The organism is Carboxydocella sporoproducens DSM 16521 (assembly GCF_900167165.1).
In the GTDB taxonomy this organism is placed as follows: domain Bacteria; phylum Bacillota.
On the sequence record NZ_FUXM01000001.1, the window covers coordinates 17,963 to 40,820 of the forward strand.

General features: G+C 44.6%; 23 protein-coding genes and 1 tRNA gene. All 24 read right to left on the minus strand.

Annotation, left to right across the window (positions count from 1 at the left end):
• Positions 1 to 5 precede the first annotated feature (5 nt).
• Positions 6 to 704: a TIGR03936 family radical SAM-associated protein gene (locus B5D20_RS00115; protein ID WP_078664188.1), complete on the minus strand. Its 699-nt coding sequence runs from the start codon at positions 702 to 704 to the stop codon at positions 6 to 8.
• Positions 701 to 2,566: a TIGR03960 family B12-binding radical SAM protein gene (locus tag B5D20_RS00120; protein ID WP_078664189.1), complete on the minus strand. Its 1,866-nt coding sequence runs from the start codon at positions 2,564 to 2,566 to the stop codon at positions 701 to 703. The genes B5D20_RS00115 and B5D20_RS00120 overlap by 4 nt, the downstream gene beginning before the upstream one ends.
• A 117-nt stretch (positions 2,567 to 2,683) precedes the next feature.
• Positions 2,684 to 5,410 (minus strand): putative bifunctional diguanylate cyclase/phosphodiesterase, encoded by a 2,727-nt coding sequence (locus B5D20_RS00125; RefSeq protein WP_078664190.1) that lies wholly within the window; start codon positions 5,408 to 5,410, stop codon positions 2,684 to 2,686.
• Positions 5,411 to 5,497: 87 nt separating this feature from the next.
• Positions 5,498 to 5,746 carry a DUF2442 domain-containing protein gene (locus B5D20_RS00130; RefSeq protein ID WP_078664191.1) on the minus strand — a complete coding sequence of 83 codons (249 nt, stop codon included), beginning with the start codon at positions 5,744 to 5,746 and terminating at the stop codon, positions 5,498 to 5,500.
• A 12-nt stretch (positions 5,747 to 5,758) separates the two neighbouring features.
• Positions 5,759 to 6,007, minus strand: a complete 249-nt coding sequence (locus B5D20_RS00135; RefSeq protein ID WP_078664192.1) for a DUF4160 domain-containing protein — start codon at positions 6,005 to 6,007, stop codon at positions 5,759 to 5,761.
• A 20-nt stretch (positions 6,008 to 6,027) separates the two neighbouring features.
• Positions 6,028 to 6,101 (minus strand) — tRNA-Ala (locus tag B5D20_RS00140).
• A gap of 299 nt (positions 6,102 to 6,400) precedes the next feature.
• Positions 6,401 to 7,081: a CBS domain-containing protein gene (locus B5D20_RS00150; RefSeq protein ID WP_078664193.1), complete on the minus strand. Its 681-nt coding sequence runs from the start codon at positions 7,079 to 7,081 to the stop codon at positions 6,401 to 6,403.
• A gap of 110 nt (positions 7,082 to 7,191) precedes the next feature.
• On the minus strand, positions 7,192 to 7,788 hold the full coding sequence (locus B5D20_RS00155) for a YdcF family protein (protein WP_159071816.1): 597 nt from the start codon (positions 7,786 to 7,788) through the stop codon (positions 7,192 to 7,194).
• Positions 7,779 to 8,075 (minus strand): hypothetical protein, encoded by a 297-nt coding sequence (locus B5D20_RS00160; protein ID WP_078664195.1) that lies wholly within the window; start codon positions 8,073 to 8,075, stop codon positions 7,779 to 7,781. The genes B5D20_RS00155 and B5D20_RS00160 overlap by 10 nt, the downstream gene beginning before the upstream one ends.
• A gap of 83 nt (positions 8,076 to 8,158) precedes the next feature.
• Entirely contained in the window at positions 8,159 to 8,689 is a 531-nt protein-coding gene (locus tag B5D20_RS00165; protein ID WP_078664196.1) for a GerMN domain-containing protein, read from the minus strand.
• Entirely contained in the window at positions 8,682 to 9,110 is a 429-nt protein-coding gene (locus B5D20_RS00170) for a hypothetical protein (protein WP_078664197.1), read from the minus strand. The genes B5D20_RS00165 and B5D20_RS00170 overlap by 8 nt, the downstream gene beginning before the upstream one ends.
• Positions 9,111 to 9,169: 59 nt before the next feature.
• The gene (gene murJ / locus B5D20_RS00175; RefSeq protein WP_078664198.1) at positions 9,170 to 10,729 is read right to left on the minus strand and encodes a murein biosynthesis integral membrane protein MurJ; all 1,560 of its coding nucleotides are present in this window, start codon (positions 10,727 to 10,729) and stop codon (positions 9,170 to 9,172) included.
• On the minus strand, positions 10,711 to 11,649 hold the full coding sequence (locus B5D20_RS00180) for an SDR family oxidoreductase (protein ID WP_078664199.1): 939 nt from the start codon (positions 11,647 to 11,649) through the stop codon (positions 10,711 to 10,713). Before B5D20_RS00180 ends, murJ begins: the two co-directional genes overlap by 19 nt.
• Before the next feature lie 126 nt (positions 11,650 to 11,775).
• On the minus strand, positions 11,776 to 12,177 hold the full coding sequence (locus B5D20_RS00185; RefSeq protein ID WP_078664200.1) for a HEPN domain-containing protein: 402 nt from the start codon (positions 12,175 to 12,177) through the stop codon (positions 11,776 to 11,778).
• Positions 12,167 to 12,481, minus strand: a complete 315-nt coding sequence (locus B5D20_RS00190; protein WP_078664330.1) for a nucleotidyltransferase domain-containing protein — start codon at positions 12,479 to 12,481, stop codon at positions 12,167 to 12,169. Before B5D20_RS00190 ends, B5D20_RS00185 begins: the two co-directional genes overlap by 11 nt.
• 96 nt (positions 12,482 to 12,577) lie before the next feature.
• Positions 12,578 to 13,459 carry a UTP--glucose-1-phosphate uridylyltransferase GalU gene (gene galU, locus B5D20_RS00195; protein ID WP_078664201.1) on the minus strand — a complete coding sequence of 294 codons (882 nt, stop codon included), beginning with the start codon at positions 13,457 to 13,459 and terminating at the stop codon, positions 12,578 to 12,580.
• A 37-nt stretch (positions 13,460 to 13,496) separates the two neighbouring features.
• Positions 13,497 to 13,910 (minus strand): VanZ family protein, encoded by a 414-nt coding sequence (locus tag B5D20_RS00200; RefSeq protein ID WP_159071815.1) that lies wholly within the window; start codon positions 13,908 to 13,910, stop codon positions 13,497 to 13,499.
• A 45-nt stretch (positions 13,911 to 13,955) separates the two neighbouring features.
• On the minus strand, positions 13,956 to 14,942 hold the full coding sequence (galE, locus tag B5D20_RS00205; RefSeq protein ID WP_078664203.1) for a UDP-glucose 4-epimerase GalE: 987 nt from the start codon (positions 14,940 to 14,942) through the stop codon (positions 13,956 to 13,958).
• Positions 14,939 to 15,703, minus strand: coding sequence for a WecB/TagA/CpsF family glycosyltransferase (locus tag B5D20_RS00210; protein ID WP_242952028.1), 765 nt, complete (start codon positions 15,701 to 15,703; stop codon positions 14,939 to 14,941). Before B5D20_RS00210 ends, galE begins: the two co-directional genes overlap by 4 nt.
• Entirely contained in the window at positions 15,663 to 17,663 is a 2,001-nt protein-coding gene (locus tag B5D20_RS00215) for an alginate lyase family protein (protein WP_078664205.1), read from the minus strand. The genes B5D20_RS00210 and B5D20_RS00215 overlap by 41 nt, the downstream gene beginning before the upstream one ends.
• 17 nt (positions 17,664 to 17,680) lie before the next feature.
• On the minus strand, positions 17,681 to 18,748 hold the full coding sequence (locus tag B5D20_RS00220; RefSeq protein WP_078664206.1) for a glycosyltransferase family 4 protein: 1,068 nt from the start codon (positions 18,746 to 18,748) through the stop codon (positions 17,681 to 17,683).
• A gap of 587 nt (positions 18,749 to 19,335) precedes the next feature.
• Positions 19,336 to 20,064: a glycosyltransferase family 32 protein gene (locus B5D20_RS00225; protein ID WP_078664207.1), complete on the minus strand. Its 729-nt coding sequence runs from the start codon at positions 20,062 to 20,064 to the stop codon at positions 19,336 to 19,338.
• Between the two features lie 174 nt (positions 20,065 to 20,238).
• Positions 20,239 to 21,435, minus strand: coding sequence for a glycosyltransferase family protein (locus tag B5D20_RS00230; protein WP_078664208.1), 1,197 nt, complete (start codon positions 21,433 to 21,435; stop codon positions 20,239 to 20,241).
• Positions 21,422 to 22,849 carry a hypothetical protein gene (locus tag B5D20_RS00235; protein ID WP_143311755.1) on the minus strand — a complete coding sequence of 476 codons (1,428 nt, stop codon included), beginning with the start codon at positions 22,847 to 22,849 and terminating at the stop codon, positions 21,422 to 21,424. Before B5D20_RS00235 ends, B5D20_RS00230 begins: the two co-directional genes overlap by 14 nt.
• Positions 22,850 to 22,858 lie beyond the last annotated feature (9 nt).

Consider the following 22,858-nt stretch of genomic DNA (forward strand, 5'->3'; position numbering starts at 1 on the left):
AGGGCTCACCCCTTATGCACGATTTCCATTGGGCTATACAGTTCGCCTCCCCTGGCCACCAGCAAATCCAGGCGATGCATCAGCAAGCCGTGTTCCACCACCGGCCAGCTCAGATATTTCTCCAGCAGCTTCACTATATCTTCAGGCCGCACGTTGGCCTCACTGCCGGCTGCTACCAGACAGCGCAGATGCACCATCGGGCCATCACTGCTGCCGGCCAGCCGGTAAAGGAGGGGGCGGAAATCCACTTCCCTCTCCCCGCTCTTGCTGCGTTTGAGCAAAGGCAGAGCAGGCTTTGTCAGCAGGGCCTGCAGCTGCTCATTGACATCGGTCACCGCTTCCCGCAGGGGCAGGCCTAACAGATAATCCGCCCGGTTGACGATACTCATCAGGGCCGGTGCCCCTTCCGGCAAAGTGCGGATTTTTACTACCTGGAAGCCCCGGGGCAAGGCCTGATTGAGACGCTCCTGCACTTCAGCCGGCAGGAGGTATTCCCGCAGTTCCAGGTCCAAATATTCTCCCTCACTGGTCATACCCACAGCCAGGGCATGAGCAAAAGCCAGTTTGGGATGGGGATTAAAACCTTCCGTTAAAGCCAGGGGCAAACCGGCCCGGCGCAAGGACCGCTCCCAGGTACGCAACAGATCGAGGTGGGAAACAAACCGCACTTCCCAGCCCCGTTGCCATTTCAAACGATATTTCATGCCCGTTCACCTCCCTGGAGCAGATTATCCACTTCCAGGTCAGGACAAAGGCGGCAGCCCTTGCAGCCATACCAGCGACAATCAGGGGTGACTGCCTGCCGTATGGCCTGTTCATATTCCCGCCAGAGAAAGTCCTTGCTGACCCCGCTGTTAATATGCTCCCAGGGCAGGATTTCCTCTCGTCCGAAGCTGCGCCGGGCAAAGTCTTCCGGTGTGAAACCGTGGGCTGCAAAAGCCTCCCGCCAGGTCTCATAGCGGAAATGCTCACTCCAGCCATCAAATTTGCAGCCTTGCTGCCAGGCAGTATATAGTACAGCCCCCAGCCGCCGATCCCCGCGGGCAAAAGCCGCTTCAATGAGGCTGGTACGGGCATCATGGTAGTTGAGAGTAATGGCTTTGTTCTTTTTCACCAGCTCTTTCAGCAATTCCTGCTTTTTCTGCAGGTTTTCCATACTGTCCTGGCCCACCCACTGGAAAGGGGTATGGGCCTTGGGCACAAAGGAGGATACACTGACCGTCACCTTGACCTGGCGGCTGGTCGTTTTCTCCCGCCGCCCGATTTCCACCACTCTGGCAGCTAAGGCTGCGATTCCGGCCACATCCTCTTCCCGTTCCTCCGGCAGACCGATCATGAAATAAAGTTTGATCTGATTCCAGCCCGCCCGGAAGGCAGCAGTGACCGCCGCTTCCAGATCCGCTTCGGTTACCCCTTTGTTGATGATATCCCGCATACGCTGGGTTCCAGCCTCGGGAGCAAAGGTCAGGCCGGTTTTGCGCACCCGCTGGATTTGCTGGGCCAGATCTACGGAAAAGGCATCCACCCGCAAACTGGGCAGCGAAACCCCTACTCCCTCTTCCCCCAGTTCATTGATCAGGGTAGCCAGCAAGGGGGCAACACAGGAATAATCGGCAGTGCTGAGGGACGTGAGGGCAATTTCATTGTAACCGGTGTGACGTACAGCCTCCCGGGCCTGTCTCAGCAAAGTCTCCGGCTTCCGTTCCCGCACCGGCCGGTAAATCATCCCGGCCTGACAGAAGCGGCAGCCGCGGGTACAGCCCCTGAGTACCTCCAGCATAATACGATCATGCACCGTTTCCAGAAAGGGCACGATGGGGGCAGTGGGAAAATCCAGACTGTCCAGGTCCCTGATCAGCCGCCGGGTTACCCGGGCCGGCACTCCTTCCCGGTTGGGACCAATAGAGGTAATGCTGCCATCTTCCCGGTAGTTGACGGTATAAAAAGCGGGCACATAGACCCCCGGTACCCGGGCCAGGCGCAGCAACACTTCCTGACGCCCGCCGGGGCGGCCATCCTGCTTCCAGTCCCTTACCACATCCAGAATTTCGTGAATTACTTCTTCCCCTTCACCGATAACAAAAGCATCGATGAAATCCGCCAGAGGCTCGGGGTTAAAAGCACAGGGTCCCCCGGCCAGAATCAGGGGATGCTCCTCTCCCCGCTCCCGGCTAAACAAAGGCAGCCGGGCCAAATCCAGCATGTTGAGAATATTGCTGAAACTCAGCTCATACTGCAGGGTAAAGCCGATCAGGTCGAAATCAGCCAGGGGGCGGCGGCTCTCCAGGCTAAAGAGGGGCAAACCTTCCTGGCGCAGCAATTCCTCCAGGTCAGTCCAGGGGGCAAAAACCCTCTCCATTAGAGCATCCTGCCGCTTGTTCACCTCATGGTAGAGGATGCGCAGGCCTAAATGGGACATACCCACTTCATAAACATCGGGAAAGGCAAAGGCCATGATTACCTGTACCTGTTGCCAGTCCTTTTTTATGCTGTTGACCTCATTGCCTACATAGCGGGCCGGTTTCTGCACCCGGGGCAAGAGGCGTTCAATCCGTTCAGCCAGCATGATATGTACCTCCTTTACTGTCACTCTATAACATACCATTATCGGTGTTGTGATGCAAGTTAACCTGCAATTTTAGGAAAACCTGCTCCTCTTTCTGTACAAAAACAAGCCCCTGTCCTATACGGACAGAGGCTGAGCCAGATACCGGTCGGCCAGCTCCACAGGTAACAGCGGTTTACTGTAATAGTAACCCTGGGCCAAATGGCACCCCAGTGCCTGCAGGAACCTGACCTGTTCTTCTGTCTCTACTCCTTCAGCCACCACCTTGAGGCCCAGATTCTGGGCCAGGGCAATGATGGTCTTGATCACCGCCTCCCCATTGGCATCCCGTCCGATATCCAGGACAAAGGAACGGTCCACCTTGAGATAGTCAACCGGGAACCGTTTGAGGTAATTGAGGGCCGAGTAACCGGTGCCAAAATCATCGATGGAAATCTGGACCCCCAGTTCCCGCAATTTTTTCAGCACAGAAAGGGTATAATCCAGGTTCTGCATGGACACCGTTTCGGTAATTTCCAGAATCAGCAACGATGGATCTACCCCCTCTTCTCTTATAATCTCAGCAATCCGCACCACCAGGTCCTTCTGGTAAAACTGGACACCGGAGAGGTTGACAGAAACCTTGACCGGTGACAAGCCCGCCTCTTCCCAGGCCTTGAGCTGGCGCAAAGCCTGGCGCAAAATCCATTCCCCCAGGGGAATGATCAAGCCCATTTCTTCCGCCAGCCCGATAAATTCCCCGGGCATTACTACACCCCGCTGAGGGTGCTGCCAGCGGACCAGGGCCTCCACCCCGCCCAGGCGGCCATCGCAAACGTAAAACTTGGGCTGATAGACCAGGAAAAATTCCCCCCGTTCCAGGGCCTGGCGCAAATCATTTTCCAGCTGCAAACGCTCCACAGCTTGTCCATTTTTAACATAGAATTTGTAGTTGTTTTTGCCTTTAGCTTTGGCCCGGTAGAGGGCACTGTCCGCATTTTTCAGCAGGGTTTCGGCATCGTCCCCATGGATGTGTTTCAGACTGATACCGATACTGGTGGTAATATACACCTGGTGGTTATCGATCTGAAAGGACTCCTGAAAGCTGGCAATAATGCGTTCGGCCACCTGCTTGATTTCCCGGATGCTGGGGATACGATGCAAAATCAGGATGAATTCATCTCCCCCCATGCGGGCCAGGAAATGGCCGGGGCCAACGGCCCGGCGCAGGCGTTTGGCCGTCTCCACCAGCAACATATCCCCCCGGATATGACCCAGAGTGTCATTAATCACCTTGAAGCGGTCCAGGTCCATCAGCAAGACAGCGGTAAAGCCATCCTGACGCCCATCGGCCAGCACCGTCTCCAGATGCTGCATTAGATGGGCCCGATTGGGCAAACCGGTAACCTGGTCGAAAAAGGCCAGAAACTTGATTCTCTCCTCCGCCTGATATTTTTCCGTAACATCGGTGGCAAAACCGGCGATTTCCACCACCTGGCCTTCGCGCCAGATGGGTTTAATCTGGCAGTGAAAAACCCTCCCCTGGTATTCGATATGAAATTCCGTTTCCTGTCCGGCAAAGGCCTGATCCAGGTAGGGCTTGATCCGGGAATAGAGCCTGGGCTCAAGATGATCGGCGAGTTTTAGGCCTTTGACCCTGGCCGTTTCCATGCCCGCTTGAGTGACAGTAGAACCTTCACTATAAGTGGGGTAGATGTTACCAGCTTCATCCCGTTTTAGTTTGAAGATGACATTGGGTAAAACCCCAATCAGGCTTTTAAACTCCTCAGCTACCTGCAGCCGTTCTTTCTCCATGACCAGCAAGGACCAGTAACGGCGAGTGAGCCCATAAAGCTGAAGCATTACCAGCAAATAAATTATCCCGGTTACTGAAAGCAAAAATCCCTTGATCCGGACAAACAGCTTTTGCTGGGGCTGTTTGTCTACCACCACCGCCAGTACCCGGTTGTTGTCCAGGGGAATATAATGTTTTTCATAATCCTTGCCCTGATATTTAAAGCTGGAATGTACCGGTTGCCCGGTGTTCAATACCTGCCGAAAGTAGGTGCGGTCCTGGGGCAGGCTGAATTTATTGGCCCCATACAGGACAGGCAGATCCCGCTCCGGTTCAATCACTTTCGGCTTGTCATTGAGATAGGCCGGCAGATTGATGACAGCAATTTCAACCAGATGTTCATTGGCATTGAGCAGGCTTTCAATCAGCTTACCCGGCCGGGAATGAGCACTTAAAGCCTTAATTTCCTGTTCGGAAATAAAGGGATTGATTATGAAGGCAGTGGTACCATCATAGTAGTAAGCATATTTGTAGTACTTCCCATCGGCATCAGAGAGAGAGACGGGCCCGGCCCAGTAGTAGGGCAAGTAGAAGCCCTTGCCCACATCCACCTGTTTTAAGGCAAAAAGCTGATTAAAAGCTTGAAACCAGTAACCCCAGTGTTTGGAGCTGAGGCCTATCTCTTTGGGGTCTGTGGACTTAGCGACAACAATATCCTCACCCTGGCGGACGAAGAGAGAGATATGGGTTAACTTCAGTTTGTCCCGTAAGCGCTCCAGCTCCTGCTGGCTGATGGTTTCAATCCGGCGCCCCTTAAGTTCACGAGCCAAATACAGGGAAGCATTATACAGGCGCAGATCCACTGACCGCTCAATTTCCTTCACCGCAGCATCACTGTTGCGGATAGCCAGCTGAATCACCCGGGTAATAGCAGCTATATCCTCTCTTTCCCGGGCCTGGATTTGATTTGCCAAAAACAAAACTATCGATTGATTGGCAACCAGAATGGCTATAGCAAGTATAAGACCGATTTTTATAAATAACGCCAGCCAGGCGGATTTTTCTTTCATTTAGTTCACTCCTCTGCTTCGCTCTTAAATTTATCTTAGCACCTGTTACAAAAAAAGACAATAAAAAAAGACTGAGGGCCTATGCCTTCAGTCAATTATTTCCTTTCCGTCGACCCAGAGAGCGTATTCACTGATATCCGCCCCATTGGGCCAGGTAACGCCATAGCCACCTGCATCTACTTGAGCCGCTTTAAAAAGAGCTATGTTTTTAAGGTCTAAAAAATTGTCTTGATCTAATAAAGGACTAAAGTCGTAAATTTTTTTCTTACCATTGTCAAAAGTAATTAAGAGGGTATAATCCGAACTAGCCTTAACTTCCTTAACTTTAGGGTACATCTCCCTACCCCCTTATTCAAGACCTTCTAACCTACGAAACTCTTGATTATTCCACATTGCCATTAACTCAGTCTGATATTTTTCAGCCCATTCTTTAACTAACTTTATTGCTCGGTTAGGTAAATCTCCTTCGATCATTTCGAGAGTAGAAATTTCAAACATCCCTACCCTCTCCCCATAAATAGCATGAAAATGGGGAGGCAAATGATCATTAAAAAACATTTTAATAACGATACCATAAAATCTGGCAATCTCGGGCACAAACAACCCTCCAAAAAAATTGGTGGACGTGATGGGACTTGAACCCACGACCTCCAGAGTGCGATTCTGGCGCTCTCCCAGCTGAGCTACGCCCCCACTATTCGTTTTTGTTGAGTTTGGTGGAGACGAGCGGAATCGAACCGCTGACCCCCTGCTTGCAAGGCAGGTGCTCTCCCAGCTGAGCTACACGCCCACTTTTGCTCAACATCATTTATTATAGCGAGGAGTGCCAGCAGGGTCAACCCCTGCTCCCTTGCTTATCTGTGGTAAAACTTGCTGCTGCGGTCAGGGATAAAGAGCATGGCCGCAAACACATAAGCGGTAAAGCCTGTCACAAACAACCCGATTAAGCCTTTTAAGATCATCCTCATTCTCCCCTTTCCTGTTTCTCTATTATAAATTATGCAACAAAGCCACTGCTCCAATCAACTTTTCTTCTGCTAAAACAGGAAAATAATTAGCCAGAACGGGACGGTTATTGATCTGCAATTTTTGATTATACAAAGCAATGCCATTTCTAGCTACTTTCAAAAGATCAGGACAGTTAAAGACTTCCTGAACTGGCTGCTCCAGGGCATCCTCAGCCTCTACTCCGCAGAGCTCACAGGCAGCCCGGTTGATGGTGGTAATGCGCCCCTCCCGGTCCACCGCCACCAGGGCATAGGGCAAAGAATCCAGCACAGCTATCAGATCCTGGGTGAAAAATTTGTATTTTTCACTGAAGGCATTGGCCAGGTCGGTCCTGGTCAACCAGCCCACCAGTTCCCCCCGGTCATTGACCACTGGCAATCGCCCTACCGGGATAGCCATGGCCTCCTCGGCCGGCATCATCTGGTTAATGGTAATGACATTGCGGGACATCAGGGCTTCGATGGGGGTATCCAGAGCCAGTCCCTGGGCCATGGCCCGCAAAAGATGGGTTTTGGTTAAAACCCCGGCCACCTTTTTGTTTTCCACCACCGGCGCCCCGTCAATCATGCGCTCGGCAAAGAGTTTGGCCACTTCCTGCAAAGTGCTGTTCTTGTCCAGTTTGATAACACCCCGGGTCATTATATCTTTTACCAGTACGCGCACAGCTTTTTCCCCCTATCTTATCCTACCCTTATTATAGTTATTTGCCCGGATAGTTAAAGTGCGAAAGGGCCAAACTGGCAGAAAAGGCCCCGAACTGTCGGTGCATGGGGTTAAATGGTTTTGCCGAAAACAAAAAACAGGTAATAAGTCAGGGCAACAGGCTCCCGCAGGTAATACTTACTGACAGTCCACCAGTCAAAAGGCATGGGAGCGGCCGCCAGGGAGTAGGTCATTCCCAGCCACCGGGCAGTAAGACCCGCCCGGAAGAGATGAAAGTTGTTGGTAACCAGTATGGCCCGCTGCCAGCCATGCTGTTGCATCAGGCGCTGGCTGTTAAGCACATTCTCCCAGGTGCTGGTGGAAACCTCATCGGTAATAATATCCTCTGCCCTGACACCGTGTTCTCTCAGCCACTGGGCCATAGCCAGAGCCTCGGTCAGTTTCTGGCCCTGGTCCAGGCCGCCACTGACAATCACTTTCCCCGCCAGCCCCTGCCGGTACAGGTCTGCCGCCACTTTCAGCCTTTCTGCCAGGATGGGGCTGGGCTTACCATTCCAGAGTTTGGCCCCCAGGACGATGATCACGTCTCCCCGCCCAGGTTGCGCCTTTTCCCCCTGCCAGATGACCAGTCCCAGCAAGGTCAGGTACCAGCTGGCCAGCAAAGCCAGTAACAAACGTCCGATTTTTTCCCATTGTTTCAGCCCCAAAACCCCCTTCCCGCATGGGCCAGCCAGGTACCTGCCGCCAGCCACCAGGGCGAAAGGCGCCGGCCCTCCAGGCGCCATTTCAGATAGCCCGCCTGGGCCAGCCAGAGTAAACCAGCCCCTGCCTGCCACCAGCTCCAGCCCCAGCGCCAGGCCAGCAACCACCAGGCCAGAGCCAGCATCAGGCCCAGACCGGCCAGCCGGTCCCAGAAATCCCGCCAGATATATATAGCTTCCAGCCTTTCCTCCAGCAGCAAAGCCAGAGCGGTAAAATCCAGGAGAAAAAACATCGTTTTATACCTCCTGCCTCTATTTTACGCATTCCAGCCGGACCAGGTCAATAAAAAAGAAACAGGTCGATTCCCTCGACCTGTCAGGGTTTATCGATCATGTCGGGATTGCGTTTAAACGGGCGGGTGGTATCAGCGTGGCCCCAGATGGCTTCATTCTTTTCCCCTTCCACCAGAAACTGCACTTCCCGCACTTCCGGCAGTTCAGTCAGGCTGGTAACCAGGGAATAGATGGTCATGGCTTCCCCGGCCGTCCCACCCGGATGGTTGACCTGAATCTCCCGGGAAAAATTGAGGGTAAGCAGTCCCTTTTCCAGTTTCCAGTCCAGCAAGCGGGTCCCAGGAGGAATAGTGGGAAAATGGCCTTTTACCCGCGGGCCATTGATCAATTCCTGCACAATCACCGGTACCAGAGCCTGGTCCGGCTCAACCTGCACCTGGCGGCGCTCCGGGGTTACCTTTTCCGCCTGTATATCAGCAAAGTACAAAGTGATTTCCCGGGTCACCGTATTCGGAGGCGCAGCAGGGGGTGAGCCGGCCTGCGGCCGGCCCAGACAACCGCCCAGCAGCACCAGGGCGGCAATAATGGCTGTCCACTGCCAGAACCTAGACATTTTCCATAGCCTCAGGCACAGTGTAATAACCCCGCCGCGGCCGCACGATTTCCCCCTGCTTGGCCATCTCAGCCAGATAAACCAGGAGCAAATCCTTGCTACGAGGAGTCAGGCCCTGATCAGTAAGGCTCTGCAGAATCTGGGCTGCCGCCAGGGGCATGGGGGAGTTTTGCAAAACTTCCACCACCTTGGCCCGCAGGTCCTTGCCCCCCAGTGAATTGGGATCATGGGCCCGCGGCGTCCGCGCCCGCTTTCTGGCCTGAGCCTCTTCCAGCTCATCCAGAATTTCAACGCCTTTGGCCAGATATTCCAAAGCCTTTTTCAGCTTCTTTTCCTCATCGGCCAGGGCTTCCAGACGTTCACTCAGTTGACCTTGCATGTCCAGAATGAGTTTTTTCAGTTTTCTGCCTTTTCCTTTCACGACTCCCAACTCCTTTAAATAAAAGTTCCCTTATATAGGATATGCAGAAGCCATAAAGTTTAAACCTTTAAGAAGGAAATTTTTAATTTTTTTCCCGCCCAGCTTAAAAGCTCCTGCAATTCCGTCACCTTTAACCACCAGAGAGCCAGAAAATACACCCCTGCCCCCAGGACAATATCCAGTCCTACCCGCAGGACCAGGCCCCAGTGCTGACTGCCCCAGCGGGCCAGCAGCAGGTCGCAGCCCTTCACAGCCAGGGCCATGGCCAGCACTGCCACCACCCCTTTGCCTGCTGCTATCCAGACAGGGCGGTAGCTGAGCCGGGGCGCCTTGCCTTTCAAGCGCCAGCCCAGGTAGAGGATCATCAGATTGGAAGCCAGGGAAGTAGCCAGAGCGATACCACTCAGGCCCATCAGCCTGACCAGGATCGCATTGAGGCCCACGTTCAGCAACACCGTCATGATCCCGTTAGTCAACGGAGTAAGCGTATCCTGCAGGGAATAAAAGGCCCGGCTAAAAATCTCCCGCAGGGCAAAAGCCAGCAAACCCAGGGACAAAAAGGCCAGCGCTTCGGCAGTCATGGCTGTAGCCCTGCTGTCAAAAGCCCCCCGTTCAAAGAGCAGCCGCACTATGGGCTGAGCCAGCACCAGCAATCCCACCGCCATGGGCAGGATAATATAGATGTTAATGTTAATAGCCCGCAACAAATGGTCGTTGAAAGCCCCCCAGTCCCGGGCTGCACCGGCCCGGGATAGGGTAGGAAAATAGACACTGGCGATAGCAGAAACAAAGAGACCGAGGGCAAAGCTGTTCAACCGGGCAGCATAGTCCAGGGCAGAAATGCTGCCTTCGGCCAGGGAGCTGGCAAAAATGCGGTCCACCAGGGTAGATACCGTCCAGACTGCGGTCCCGATAATCACCGGCACCGCCAGTTTGAGCATCCGCTTCAGGTATGGTTCCCGCCAGTCCAGGACAGGCCGAAAGCGAAAACCGTACCTGATTGCTACCGCCAGCTGGTAGAGCACCTGGCCGCCATAGGCCAGCAGCAAGGCCAGCACTGCTCCCTGCACTCCCAGCCAGGGCACCAGCAAAATCAGGCCGGCGATAATGATGATATTAAATACCACCCCGCCCAGCAGAGGCCTGGCAAAGACATGGCGGAAATTGAGGTAACCGGTGGTCAGGCCAATAAAGCCCAGCAGCACAATACAGGGCATTAACCAGTAGACCAGTTCCACTGTAAGCTGATAGGTTTCGGCCTTAAAGCCGGGTGCAATCAGTTTCACCAACCAGGGATTGAGGAGCATGCCCAGCCCGGCGAAAACCAGGGCAATAACAGTGATGGAGTTGGTGACATTGGCGACATAGCGGTTTAGTTCTTTCTCCCCCCGGCTGGTTTCCAGTTCAGTTAGCAGGGGTATAAAGGTGTTGCCCAGGGCAGCTGCGATGATGTTAAACAGCATCATCGGGATAAAGGAGGCCACCTTGAAAGCATCACCCGCTGCTGTTGCCCCCAGCTGGGCAGCAATCACCGTTTCCCGGCCAAACCCCAGCACTTTGCTGAGCAGGCTGACCACCACCATGCCGGCAGCTGCTCTGGCTAATCGGCCCTGAGACATGCCAGCATCAGCTCCAATCCCTGACGCAAACTGTAACGGGCTCGCCAGTCCAGTTCCTGTTCTGCCCGCTGTGGATTAAAATAGCTGTGGCGGATATCCCCCGGCCGGGCCGGAGCCAGCCGGCAGGGCGGTATCTCCCTTTCTCCTGACTCGCGCAACAGCTCCGCCAGAGTCCGGTAAAGCTCCAGCACACTGGTAGCCTGTCCAGTGCCGATATTGTAGATCCCGCCATCGCCCCGTTCCAGAGCGGACAGGTTGGCAGCTACCACGTCAGCAACATAGATGAAATCCCGGGTCTGCTGGCCATCGCCATAAATCACCGGCTCCTGGCCTTTTAACAGGCGGTCGGTGAAAATGGCCACCACCCCGCCCTCACCGGAGGCATCCTGGCGGGGACCATAAACATTGGCATAGCGCAGGGCAGTCCAGCGCAGGCCATAAAGCTGGCCATAGAGGGCCAGGTAATGTTCAGGAGTATGCTTGGAGACGCCATAGGGAGCAAGGGGTTCTACCGGATGAGCTTCATCGATGCCCAGATACTGAGGTTCCCCGAAGACCGCAGCGGAAGAGGCATAGATCAGCTTTTCCACCCCTGCCTCGCGGCAGGCTTCCAGGACATTGAGGGTGCCCAGGATATTGACTTTAGCATCCAGGATGGGATCAGCCAGGGAGGTCTGGACATCGATTTGCGCCGCCTGGTGGAAGATATAACGGGGTTTGAGTTCTCGTACCAGCTGCCGAAATTCGGGAGCGGTGATGTCAAGTTTGTGAAAATTTTCCCCTTTATGAGGTAAATTAAGCAACTTGCCTGTGCTCAAGTTGTCTGCTACTGTTACTTCATAGCCCTGTTCCAACAAAGCTTCGGTCAAGTGGGAGCCAATAAAACCGGCCCCACCGGTAACTAAAACTTTTGTTGCCAAAATGCTACCTCCTTAGATACTAATTTAGAAATATTATACCAAACTCTGGCGAATTTTTCTATTCAATTCTGGGAATTTCAAGCAAAAAAATGCAAAAAATGCAGAAAAAATAGCCTCAAGTTGAGGCTAACTAATAATTATTTTTTGTTCTGTAAGGATCTTATATGCTAAATGGTAAACTGCTTCGGCTATATTAATGGCTAACATTGCATCCTCTCTATCAGCTTCCGGGTAATCTCCCGGATATCGACCTTCAACACACCATTCTGTGAGCCATTCAAGGTCAAATTCTAAAAAGGTGTTTGCATATTCCCTCGGTAACAATTCTGCCAAATATGCCAGGTCATGAGATTTTTTAAAAGGAATTTTAAATTTTAATAATAAAGCTTTTAGGCTTTTCTCAGCACATTGCTGGGCCATATAACAGGCATTTCTAGCTGGTAAATCTTCTTTAATTATGGCTTTTGCAGTTCGGATGTCTTCATTTGCATAATTGAGCCATTTTGTATAAATAAGGTTATCTTCCATAATAAACTCTACCCTCTTCAAGAGCGTTTTTATATACTAACCCATTAATATTTTTATATTTGGAGATTTCATTTTTACTCAGAACTACAACATCTTTAGGGATAGCAAATCCTCTTAGAGCTTTTCTGATTTCTATTTGTAAAAATCTCTTATTTGGTATTTCATCAGGCATAATGACTAAAAAGTCTATATCACTATCCTCATTTGCTTCTCCTCTAGCCCATGAACCAAATACTATTATTTGCTCTGGATTAAATTTTGTCCGAATGGCATTCACCATTTCTTGAATAACATCTTCGTTCATTTTGATCACTGCCTTTTGATTAAGCTGCTTAATTTTATTATAGCACATCCAGGAAATCCAAGCAAAAATTGCAGAAAAAATAGCCTCAAATTGAGGCTACAACAGCACCTTTTTCTTCTCCACCAGTTCTTCCAGATACTTTTCCACCTGTTCCCGCAAATCCTCGCGGCGCAAGGCCAGTTCCACCGTAGCCTGAATATAGCCCAGCTTATCCCCAACATCATAGCGTTTGCCAGTGAAAATGCAGGCATGAATACGCCGTTTCTGGTTCAATTTGCGCAGGGCATCAGTGAGCTGGATTTCGCCCCCTACCCCTGTTTCCTGGGCCTCCAGGATAGGGAAAATATCCGGAGTCAGGACATAGCGGCCCATGATGGCCAGCCGGGAAGGAGCTACCTCCGGGTCAGGTTTTTCCACCAGGTCCCGAACCGGCAAGCAGTTACCACCGGTATGCTCCACATCCACAATGCCATATTTCCGGGTATCAGCTAGAGGCACCGGTTGCACTCCTACCACCGGTTCCCCGGTCTGGTAATAGACCTCCAGCAGCTGGGCCAGACAGGGCGGTTCCCCGACCACAATATCATCGCCCAGCATGACAGCAAAGGGCTCATTGCCGATAAAGCGGCGGGCGCACCAGACGGCATGGCCCAGACCTTTGGCCTCCTTTTGCCGAACATAGTGAACATCCACCATATCGGAGATGGAACGCACTTCTTTCAGCAAATCGAGTTTGCCTTTTTCCTCCAGGAAAGTCTCCAGCTCAATGGAGCGGTCAAAATGGTCCTCAATGGCCCGTTTGCCCCGGCCGGTGACAATGATAATGTCCTTGATCCCGGAAGCCACCGCCTCCTCCACCACATACTGAATGGTGGGCTTATCCACCAGAGGCAGCATCTCCTTGGGCTGGGCCTTGGTAGCAGGCAAAAACCTGGTTCCCAAACCTGCCGCTGGAATAATCGCTTTACGCACTTTCATCCTCTTCACTCCCCCCTGTAAAACTCAGTATTATTTTTTATCTTCTGTTAGATTTTGTTTTTTCCTGCCTGAATTTTGCTCTACAATAATTAAATATAGCCAAAAGATAAAAAATGCTCAAGTCCAGCAGCACATCCTGCCAGCGGCCATGGCGGCCACTGATCTGGCGCTGATTGAGCTCATCGAATAGAGCAATCAAAGGCAGGAAAAGCAGAGCTGGCCACCAGCGGCCCAGCACCCGTAAGAGAATAAAACCAAAGACAGTATATTCAACTACATGGGCAAACTTGCGCAAAAGATATTCAGCTTCAGCGAAGGTAAGCTGTACCGGTAGCAGGGCAAGAAAATGCCGCAGGGAGGAAGAATAAAGAGCCCTCTGCAGGGCAAAGGGCTGACTGGAAAACCAGAAGATGAGAAGAAGCCAGCCAAAACCCAGTACCAGCCAGACCAATTTTCCCCGTCCAAACATTCCCATTTCCTTTCTTAATGAAAAGTTCTACTTAAATCCATCAGGATGCTGGCGATGCCAGGCCCAGGCTGATGCCACCATGGCCGCCAGATCAGGGTAGCGAGGTTGCCAGCTCAGTACCTGCCTGGCTTTTTCCGCTGCTGCCACCAGCCGGGCCGGATCTCCCGGCCGCCGGGGACCGATCTGTACCGGCAAAGGATGACCGGTCACCTGGCGGGCGAGGCTGATGACCTCCTGAACGGAGAAACCCTGGCCATTGCCCAGATTAAAAGGCCCGGATTCTCCCCCATTCCAGAGGTATTGCAAGGCCAGCAAATGGGCTTCAGCCAGGTCGAGGACGTGAATATAGTCCCGAATGCAGGTGCCATCAGGGGTAGGATAATCCTGGCCATAGATGGTAATGTGATCCCGCCTGCCATTAGCCACCTGCAGGATCAAAGGGATCAGGTGGGTTTCCGGCTGATGATCCTCGCCGATGGAGCCATCAGGCAGGGCACCACAGGCATTGAAATAGCGTAAAGCAGCATAGTGAAAATCATAGGTCCTGGCATATTGAGCCATGACCTGTTCCAGCATGAGCTTGGTCTGACCGTAGACATTGGTAGGTTCTGTGAGATCCTCTTCCCGAATGGGCAGTTGCCGCGGCTCGCCGTAGACGGCTGCCGTGGAGCTGAAGACCAGGTGCTTGACTCCGGTTTTGAGCAGGGTGTTGAGGAAGAGGATGGTTTTGACGACGTTGTTTTCAAAGTATTTGGCCGGGTCGATCATGGATTCTCCCACCAGGCTGCTGGCCGCAAAATGGATGACGCCGCAGATCTGGTGCCGGTCGATGATGGAGGTGACCAGAGCAGAGTCGGCGATGTCGCCATGGTAAAAGGGGACGGTAGACGGTACAGCCTGGCGATGGCCGGTGCTTAGGTTGTCCAGCACGATGGGCTGATGACCCTGCTGGAGCAGGTAATGTACGGTGTGGCTGCCGATGTAGCCGGCGCCGCCGGTGACAAGGATGTTCATGATGGGCCTCCTATTTTAGTTAGTTGTAAAAACTTCTCTTTTAGTACTAGCCAAATAAATTTACTATTCCCTATTAAATACCGTTTCCACATTCTTCGCGGTTCCTGTATAAAACGATAAAACCATTCCAATCCAGCTTTCTGCATCCATACTGGAGCCCTTTTGGTTTTGCCAGCAATTACATCAAAACTGCCACCAACTCCCATACAAAAGGGAACATTAAGTTTTTCGATATTTTCGGCTAACCAAAATTCCTTCTTAGGAGAACTAATTCCTACAAAAAGGATATCTGCCTTGCTATCCGCTATCATCTTAATTACCTGGCTCTCTTCTTGTTCAGACCAATACCCATTCCGATAACCAGCAATTGTAATGTTCGGAAAAAGGTTTAATATTTTTTTTGTAGTAGCTTGTATTATCTCTTCTGTTGCTCCTAACAGAAAAATTCGGTATCCTTTTCTATTAGCCATTTTCAATATTTCCATCATCAAGTCAATACCGGCAACCCGTTCTGGCAAGTTATAACCTAAAAATCTGGCTGCCCATACCACAGCTTGACCATCAGCATTAATCATTGCACAACTGTTTACTATCTCACGTAATTTTTTATTTTCTTGCATCATAACTATCTTTCCGGCATTGACTACTACATGCTGAACGGGTATCTTATTCTCAATGAAATATTCCACCCGTGTTAGACTTTCTTCCATTGTTAAGGTGTCAATCATACTTCCCAATACTATTATCCGTGCTTGTCCCACTATTTATCACCTTTATTCTGCAACCTATTTCTAATGGTAGCATAGAATTTTGATAACCTATCAGTGTATAGATAGGTTGTTTTAAATTAAAACCCTCCGAATACCAGCCTGCATTTGTGCCTCCATACTCTAATAACCAGTTTAACCGTGTGTCTAAATCTATTATCAGTTTGCCATTATTCCAACTCACTAGACATTGGTTATCAATAATCTCAGCCTTACAATGTGGTGAAAAATGTAACCTCCACTCCACCTTATGGTTTCCATTTCCTAAAACCCTGTCAATAATTTCGATCTTGTTATTATCTAAAGTAAATGTTCTTTGATGAATTATCCTTCCAGGTAAACGCAAGTACCCATCATGTTGAGCAGTAATAGAAGCACCATTTGGCAGTTCTGTCCAATTCAAAACCTGCACATTAGCCTTTTTAGTCCATAAAAATGGTCCACCAGAAACAGATTGGTCCAGATCATCAATATTTATTGTATTATGAGCTTTAGTACCTCTGAAATAGTTCCGCCAATATAAGTCAACATTATACTGATAAGTACCAGGATCAATAATCACTGGTAAGCCACCAACACTTAATGTAAACGATAGTGCATCTGCATGTCCGTGAGCAGCTAGTGATAAATAACCTATAGGCCCGGCATCAAATGTACAAAATATCTCCTTCTCAGAATATCTATTTTGAGTAAAAATATATAATCCAGCATCTTCAAAAATATGGAATTTAACATCTTTGCTACAAATATTCGACAATTTCGCTATGCTTACACAACCCTCTGGATAAATTATTCTAGCAGTTAATAAACCTTGCTCGTTACTTACAGGTAGATCTGAGCTTAACCACATATTAGCAATCCAAAAAATCCAATTGATACGTGGAAATTTTTTGGGGTGAAGCAAAATTGCTAAACCTTCATCACTATCTCCGTAGTTTGGTAAATTATTACCTGTGTCTATTAAAAATGGAATGATTTCTATCGCTTTACGAAGTTTTAATTTGTATTTATTCGAAAAAGGTTTACCAAAGCGATCTCCTTCAATTGCTGCAAGCAATAAGAATTCTATTACAAAAAGATGATAAGAAAATGCTTGCTCCTTATTTAACCCGGAATCAAAGAATTGAAGCTCAATTTCTCGTTCCAAAATATCAGCTGATAATTTTCGCCATTCTTCAGATTCTTTAAATATTGGCCATACAGTTGAAGAAATGTATAACCCTGCCATTTCTCCTATTAGATGATTATTAGCAGATGAACCTATAGAATAAAAATCAGATATTATTTTTTGATGCCAGTATATAGGTTCCCACATTAACCCTTTAGAACCGAAGAGTTGATCATATCCATTCCAGTCTCTTAATAAACGCTCAATCCACACCCAGCTGATTAAGCGAATACCAAGTTCTAGTGGGCTAGCCCAATTTACACCATACAGTATTGGATTTTGCTCAACCCATGAAATTAATTGGTCTTTAATATATTCGGCGTATTTATTGTCTTTTGTACACTTATATGCGACTGCTACTAATGATAGATGTTGATGACGGTTTTTTTCCCAAATGTTTTTAATATCCCCGACTATATTAAAATCTTTATAATTTATATCGAAGGCAAATTCTAAAGGCGCATTTTTAAAATTAATATCATCATAATTCCAATCTATTTTAGCCGTATAATAGCCTTTGTTTAAAAAATTATATATAGTTCCCAGGTACAAATTTGATTCAAATAATAAACTATTTAATTCAGTTCTAATATTATTATCATTTATTTGAAAATTATTTTTCCATAAATCATTATGTTTAGTAACAAATCTAGGTAATTTTAAATATTTCTGTTTAAAAATATTTTTTCTATATTTAGCTTTTTTGAGTTCACGTTGTAATCTTTGTAAAATTTCTTTATTATTCATAGCTGATAATCTTCTAAAGTACCATTTCCACTTCCTCATAGCAACTCAACCACACTTTAAAACTTAAATTCATATATTTCTTTGATTAATTTCTCAATATAAATATTAATATCAAATTTTTCTACCGTTTTTCTAGCATTTGCACCCAAATAATAAATCTTATTTCTATCTAAAATTAATTGTCTAATCGCATCTGATATTTCTTTCAAGTTTCCTGGGTGAACTAAAATTCCATTTTCGTTATTAATAATTACTTCAGGAATTCCTCCTACTGGTGTTGTAATTATTGCCAAACCATACGACATGGCTTCAAGAAGTGCCATAGGTAATCCTTCATTATAAGAAGGCAAAATAAAAATATCAGCGTTAAGAAATTTCTGGTTTCTTTCAGCTTCACTTAACCATGAATAAATTTTAACGTATTCATATAATTCTAGTTCTTCTACCATATTTCTAGCCTTCTCAATTTCTCCATCACCTGCTATTTCTACTTGTAATCTTTCTACTATATTTTCTGGAAGCGACTTAATAGCTTTAATTAAATCAAACGCCCCTTTTGGTTTGCAAATCCTTCCTGCAAAGAAAATATTTATTTTCCCATTATTCTTATCTTTTTGTTTTAAACTTGAAATTTTAACAGGATTTGGTAATATCTTGATCTTGTTTTTTGGTAAATTAAGATTACTAATAAAATACTCTCTCCAGTATTTAGATAATACTATTAAGTACTTGCATTTGTTAAATATTATTTTTATTAATTTTTGAACTAGTTTAGGAAGCCTGTTATAAAATAAATGAAATTCCGAGGTATGCGCATGTAAAATATATGGTTTTTTGCATAACATTAAATTTATAGCAATAATAGCTTTTCTTACCAAGCTACCTTTTGAAGAAAAATGAATATGCACAATTTTCACTTTATTTCTATGATTCATAATTATTAAATTTAGCTTAACTAACGACCATAAAAAGACTAATATTTTTACTAATAAATTTCCTTCTGAATACGTATTAACAAAATAATTACCAATATTTTGCGGAAAATGTTCCATAATTAACTTTTCTACAGAAGCTATTCCACCTTTAGAATGAGGATTTGGACCTATAGTTATCACTCTTTTCATATAAATTCATCCTTTTTGAAACTGAAAATAGCCGTTTTAACAAAGAGATTAGATTCATTAAATGTTGCAATTTATTGGACAACTTCTGTGTCCCAGACAAAACAAACAAATAGAATCGCGATATTCATGTTGAATCACAAAATTACGCTCCCTTGAGCCCTACCCTTCCCTCGCCTCACCGTGAGCAGGGGTCGGGCTATGCCGTCCCACTACAAAAGGATATTCCGTGAATTACATTAAATTATGTTTAAACTGGGCTTTAAGGAATTTTTATACTCTGAGGAGAGTAGCCTAAACTGGAATGTAGCATTGCCTCTTATAGAAAGAAAAACTCAATATACTCAAAGATCATTTGTCTGGCCACATCCCTAGTTTTTGTTTTAATAAGATATGCATTTCATTCTTTAAATTACTAAAAAACGAATCTGCACGTCATAAGTAGCAGTTCTTTTTTCCGGCTCATAATAACAATAAATCCGTGCTACTTTAGCAATTATTAAAGGAATGGGTTGTATTTCCTAGTTAGAATCAAATTGATGATGTACTTCCCGATTTTATGTTAAATCAATTCTATCCAACAAAACTAATTATTTTAATAATGTTTTTTTCAATTTTCTTAAATAATTATAATTATCTTCTCCAAGATAGTTATATAACGCAAGAGTTATTTTCTTTTTTAGCGGAACCCATGATCCAGCAAAATGATGAATAGCATATGTATTATTAGTTTTAATAATCTTACCGTATGGGCCAGATTTAGGGCAAAAATAATCATTAGGAAAAATCGCTACATCATCTTTTAAAATTTGATAACTATTATTAGGTTTAAGACCATAATCTTCAATGCTTATTTGAGTTATTATTTTTACATTTGTTGTTAGATCATACTCACCATTTTCTTTAATAAATGCTCTGTTATTGTAATCGTCGAGAATACGTTCTATCCAAGGATGATAAGGTTTAGCACCAATTATACCTGTTGGAATAGCTTTTTCATTCTCAAATCCTGTAAATGCTGCGTATTTTAAAAAATGGTCTATATTTCTTATTATTTCAACATCAGTATCTAAATAAATACCACCATAATAATACAATACATATATTCTAACATAGTCAGTTACAAATGCATATTTTTGAGCATAATAAGCTTGTTTGGTAAAAAGTACTGAATTAATATCAAAATTTTCTTCATTCCATAAAATGATTTGGTAATCCGGTAAATATTTCTCCCAACTTTTCATACATTTTTTGTTTAAACTGGGTATTTTTTTATTTCCAAACCAACAACAATGAATAATTTTGGGAATTTGACTCATGTAGTATCACCTACTTTTCTATTAGAGTATTATGTGACCAAAAAGTAAAACTTTTAAAAACTCGGCTTTTCAATAAAGGTTTAACTTGGAACTGGCTATATGTTACATATTTGAAAAATTTATGTTTTAATTTTCTCGAACAAGAAATATTTACTTTCCTTCTTAAAGTGTCTTTCAAAAAGTTATCTCTTCTAAAACATTCAAAATAGATGCATATATTTGGTTATATTTCATGTCCCAAGTGTTTTTCGCAAGAACTTCTGTTATTTTTTCCTTCTTTCGGGCTATAAAGCTCTTATCTTGCAAATGATAATCAATCTTAGCTAAAAAATCCTCATAATTATAAGCGATGCTAACAACATCACAATAATCAATTAAGTCTGGCAAAAAAGTAGAAACAATAGGTTTAAAGTAAGATAAGTATTCTAAAAATTTAGTTGGAAAAACACCCTGCGTAAATTCATTTATTTTGTAAGGTATAATACATACACTGAAATTCCTAATGTAATATCCTATTTCAGTATAATCTACATGATCAAAACATAAAACATTATCAAACTCCTTAAAATATTCTTTAATTTTACTACCCACCCCGACTAAGTAAAAATTATAGCATTTTCTTTTATTAGCTAGATATTTTATCAAATCTATATCTAAAGCCTGATTAAAAGAACCAACATAACCAATAATATTTGACTCTGTATCATTCTTAGAAATATTAATGTTTTGATAACTTTGGTGATTGCAAGCATTTTTTAAGTTAACACCTTGAGAGATTTTATATACTTTTTTGTTTAATACAATCTTATCATTATATATAACTTGGGAATCAGCAAAAATTACTGTAACTAATTGACTTAATAATTTTTCATATTTTAAATATTTTTTAGGAAAATCTTTTTTATATGCATATCTTTGATTACAGTCATAAATTGATGGAATATGGTTATATTTTTTTACTAGGTATGGAAATAAAGGATTAGGATAGGAAAACCAAAATAAAAATTTATGACCATCAAACTTTTTCATTAATGAATTTAGTTGATATATGCATAAAATCAAATTAAAAAACAAAAAGAATCTGATAAAAATAGGTATTACAAACAGCTTATAAAATTTAATATCAACTTGTTCTTGATTTAATCCACCCCCTCCTTTGTTCTTGTTTGATTTTATTAAAATTAACTTTAGACTGTATAAAATTTTTTTTAATCTATGCCAGGTATCAGTATACCCTAGGTTTTTAATGTAAATTAACTGAAAGTTATCGTTTAATCTTTGAATTATTTCTTGATGCCTTTGCCAATTATTACGCCACGTCTTTTCACATAAATATCCAAAACAAAATATAACTACTTTATCGTTTTTCATCTTTTTGACCCACCTTTGACAAACTATAACCAAGTACAGACCAAAAAATTACAGAAGCAACATGATCACCAAAATTTATATAATAAATAGTCATGAACATATTCAAAATAAAAGCAGCATCTAAAGTTCTTATAAGTAAATTTCGTTGATTGTTATTATTTGCTTTTTTCCATAACAGAATAATTAACAAGAAATAAATTATTGTCCCCAAAATTCCATTTTCAATTAAAAGAACACTCAACTGATTTCGCCATGGAAAATCCTGATCATAATATTTTCCATTAAAATCTAATCCTTGTGAATAAGAGGCAGTTCCAAAACCATGACCAAACAAATAATTTAAATATTTCCTTATATTTAGAAGATTATATGCTAATTCAATAGAATACAATCTACTAGGAGCCTTACCAGATGCTGTCCACCAATCAGCATATTGCATATTTAACTCATAATCTAATCCTGTATAAAATTTTTCTAATAAACCTTGCCCCAAAATTGTACTATTTAACAAATAAAGTACAAAGATAACCATTATTATGCTAAAAATAAGAAATTTCGTATTGGTAAAATATTTCCTGTAAGTAAAAATAAAAGCTAGAGGCAAAAACATCAAAAAGGCATACGCACCACCTAACCATGGCAATATTGAAATAATTATTAAAAGTATAAAATTGCTATATAATTTTGGTTTTTCTTCACTAAAAATTTTAGCGACAGCTATTACGCTTCCAATAGCAGAAACATAAATCACCGAAGGAGTAACCATATATCCAAGTGTACCGCTTACTACATCACTAGGTCCATATTTTAAAAATTGTATAATAACCGTAGGAATTTGAATAATAACAAGTATAAAAATAACTTTAATAATATTAATCTTGTTTGTATTATAAGTTAACCCATGAAATCTTATTCCATAAAATAACAACATGAATTTATAGTAAATACGAAAAGCAATTAATATAGAAAATAAACTTACCTGATTAAACAAGGCATAAACCAAATTAAAACCAAAATATGAAATCAATAATATATCAATCTTCTCAAATTTAAACGCCTGTTTCTTGAGCAATACTTTTATAAGTCCAGTTACAAAAAAAATAAGCACCTGTAATTCTATTATTGAAATAGGGTTGAAATTAATTAATCTAATTGGTATACCACCTAGAAAACAGACACTTATTATTATAAATAACGAGCTTTCTGGCCATAAAAAAGTAAACACAAAATAGATTACAATAATAATAGCAGAAATTGGTAACAAAAAAAGTACATTATAACTCACAACAGAAACAGATAAACCTACAGCTATTGAAAATAAAATGCTCATAAAAATTTTAAAACACTCATTATTTTTATTATACACAACCTTACTACGTATTATATTCTGCGAAAACATTCGTTCTTTGAACATAATATTTTC

Coding starts and splice junctions, on each gene's coding strand:
- galU (WP_078664201.1), bottom strand. CDS start 13,459: ATGAAAGTGCGTAAAGCGATTATTCCAGCGGCAGGTTTGGGAACCAGG.
- B5D20_RS00165 (WP_078664196.1), bottom strand. CDS start 8,689: ATGTCTAGGTTCTGGCAGTGGACAGCCATTATTGCCGCCCTGGTGCTG.
- B5D20_RS00115 (WP_078664188.1), bottom strand. CDS start 704: ATGAAATATCGTTTGAAATGGCAACGGGGCTGGGAAGTGCGGTTTGTT.
- B5D20_RS00225 (WP_078664207.1), bottom strand. CDS start 20,064: ATGAGTCAAATTCCCAAAATTATTCATTGTTGTTGGTTTGGAAATAAA.
- B5D20_RS00120 (WP_078664189.1), bottom strand. CDS start 2,566: ATGCTGGCTGAACGGATTGAACGCCTCTTGCCCCGGGTGCAGAAACCG.
- B5D20_RS00130 (WP_078664191.1), bottom strand. CDS start 5,746: ATGTACCCTAAAGTTAAGGAAGTTAAGGCTAGTTCGGATTATACCCTC.
- B5D20_RS00230 (WP_078664208.1), bottom strand. CDS start 21,435: ATGAAAAACGATAAAGTAGTTATATTTTGTTTTGGATATTTATGTGAA.
- B5D20_RS00215 (WP_078664205.1), bottom strand. CDS start 17,663: ATGAGGAAGTGGAAATGGTACTTTAGAAGATTATCAGCTATGAATAAT.
- B5D20_RS00185 (WP_078664200.1), bottom strand. CDS start 12,177: ATGGAAGATAACCTTATTTATACAAAATGGCTCAATTATGCAAATGAA.
- galE (WP_078664203.1), bottom strand. CDS start 14,942: ATGAACATCCTTGTCACCGGCGGCGCCGGCTACATCGGCAGCCACACC.
- B5D20_RS00220 (WP_078664206.1), bottom strand. CDS start 18,748: ATGAAAAGAGTGATAACTATAGGTCCAAATCCTCATTCTAAAGGTGGA.
- B5D20_RS00125 (WP_078664190.1), bottom strand. CDS start 5,410: ATGAAAGAAAAATCCGCCTGGCTGGCGTTATTTATAAAAATCGGTCTT.
- murJ (WP_078664198.1), bottom strand. CDS start 10,729: ATGTCTCAGGGCCGATTAGCCAGAGCAGCTGCCGGCATGGTGGTGGTC.
- B5D20_RS00160 (WP_078664195.1), bottom strand. CDS start 8,075: ATGTTTTTTCTCCTGGATTTTACCGCTCTGGCTTTGCTGCTGGAGGAA.
- B5D20_RS00190 (WP_078664330.1), bottom strand. CDS start 12,481: ATGAACGAAGATGTTATTCAAGAAATGGTGAATGCCATTCGGACAAAA.
- B5D20_RS00235 (WP_143311755.1), bottom strand. CDS start 22,849: ATGTTCAAAGAACGAATGTTTTCGCAGAATATAATACGTAGTAAGGTT.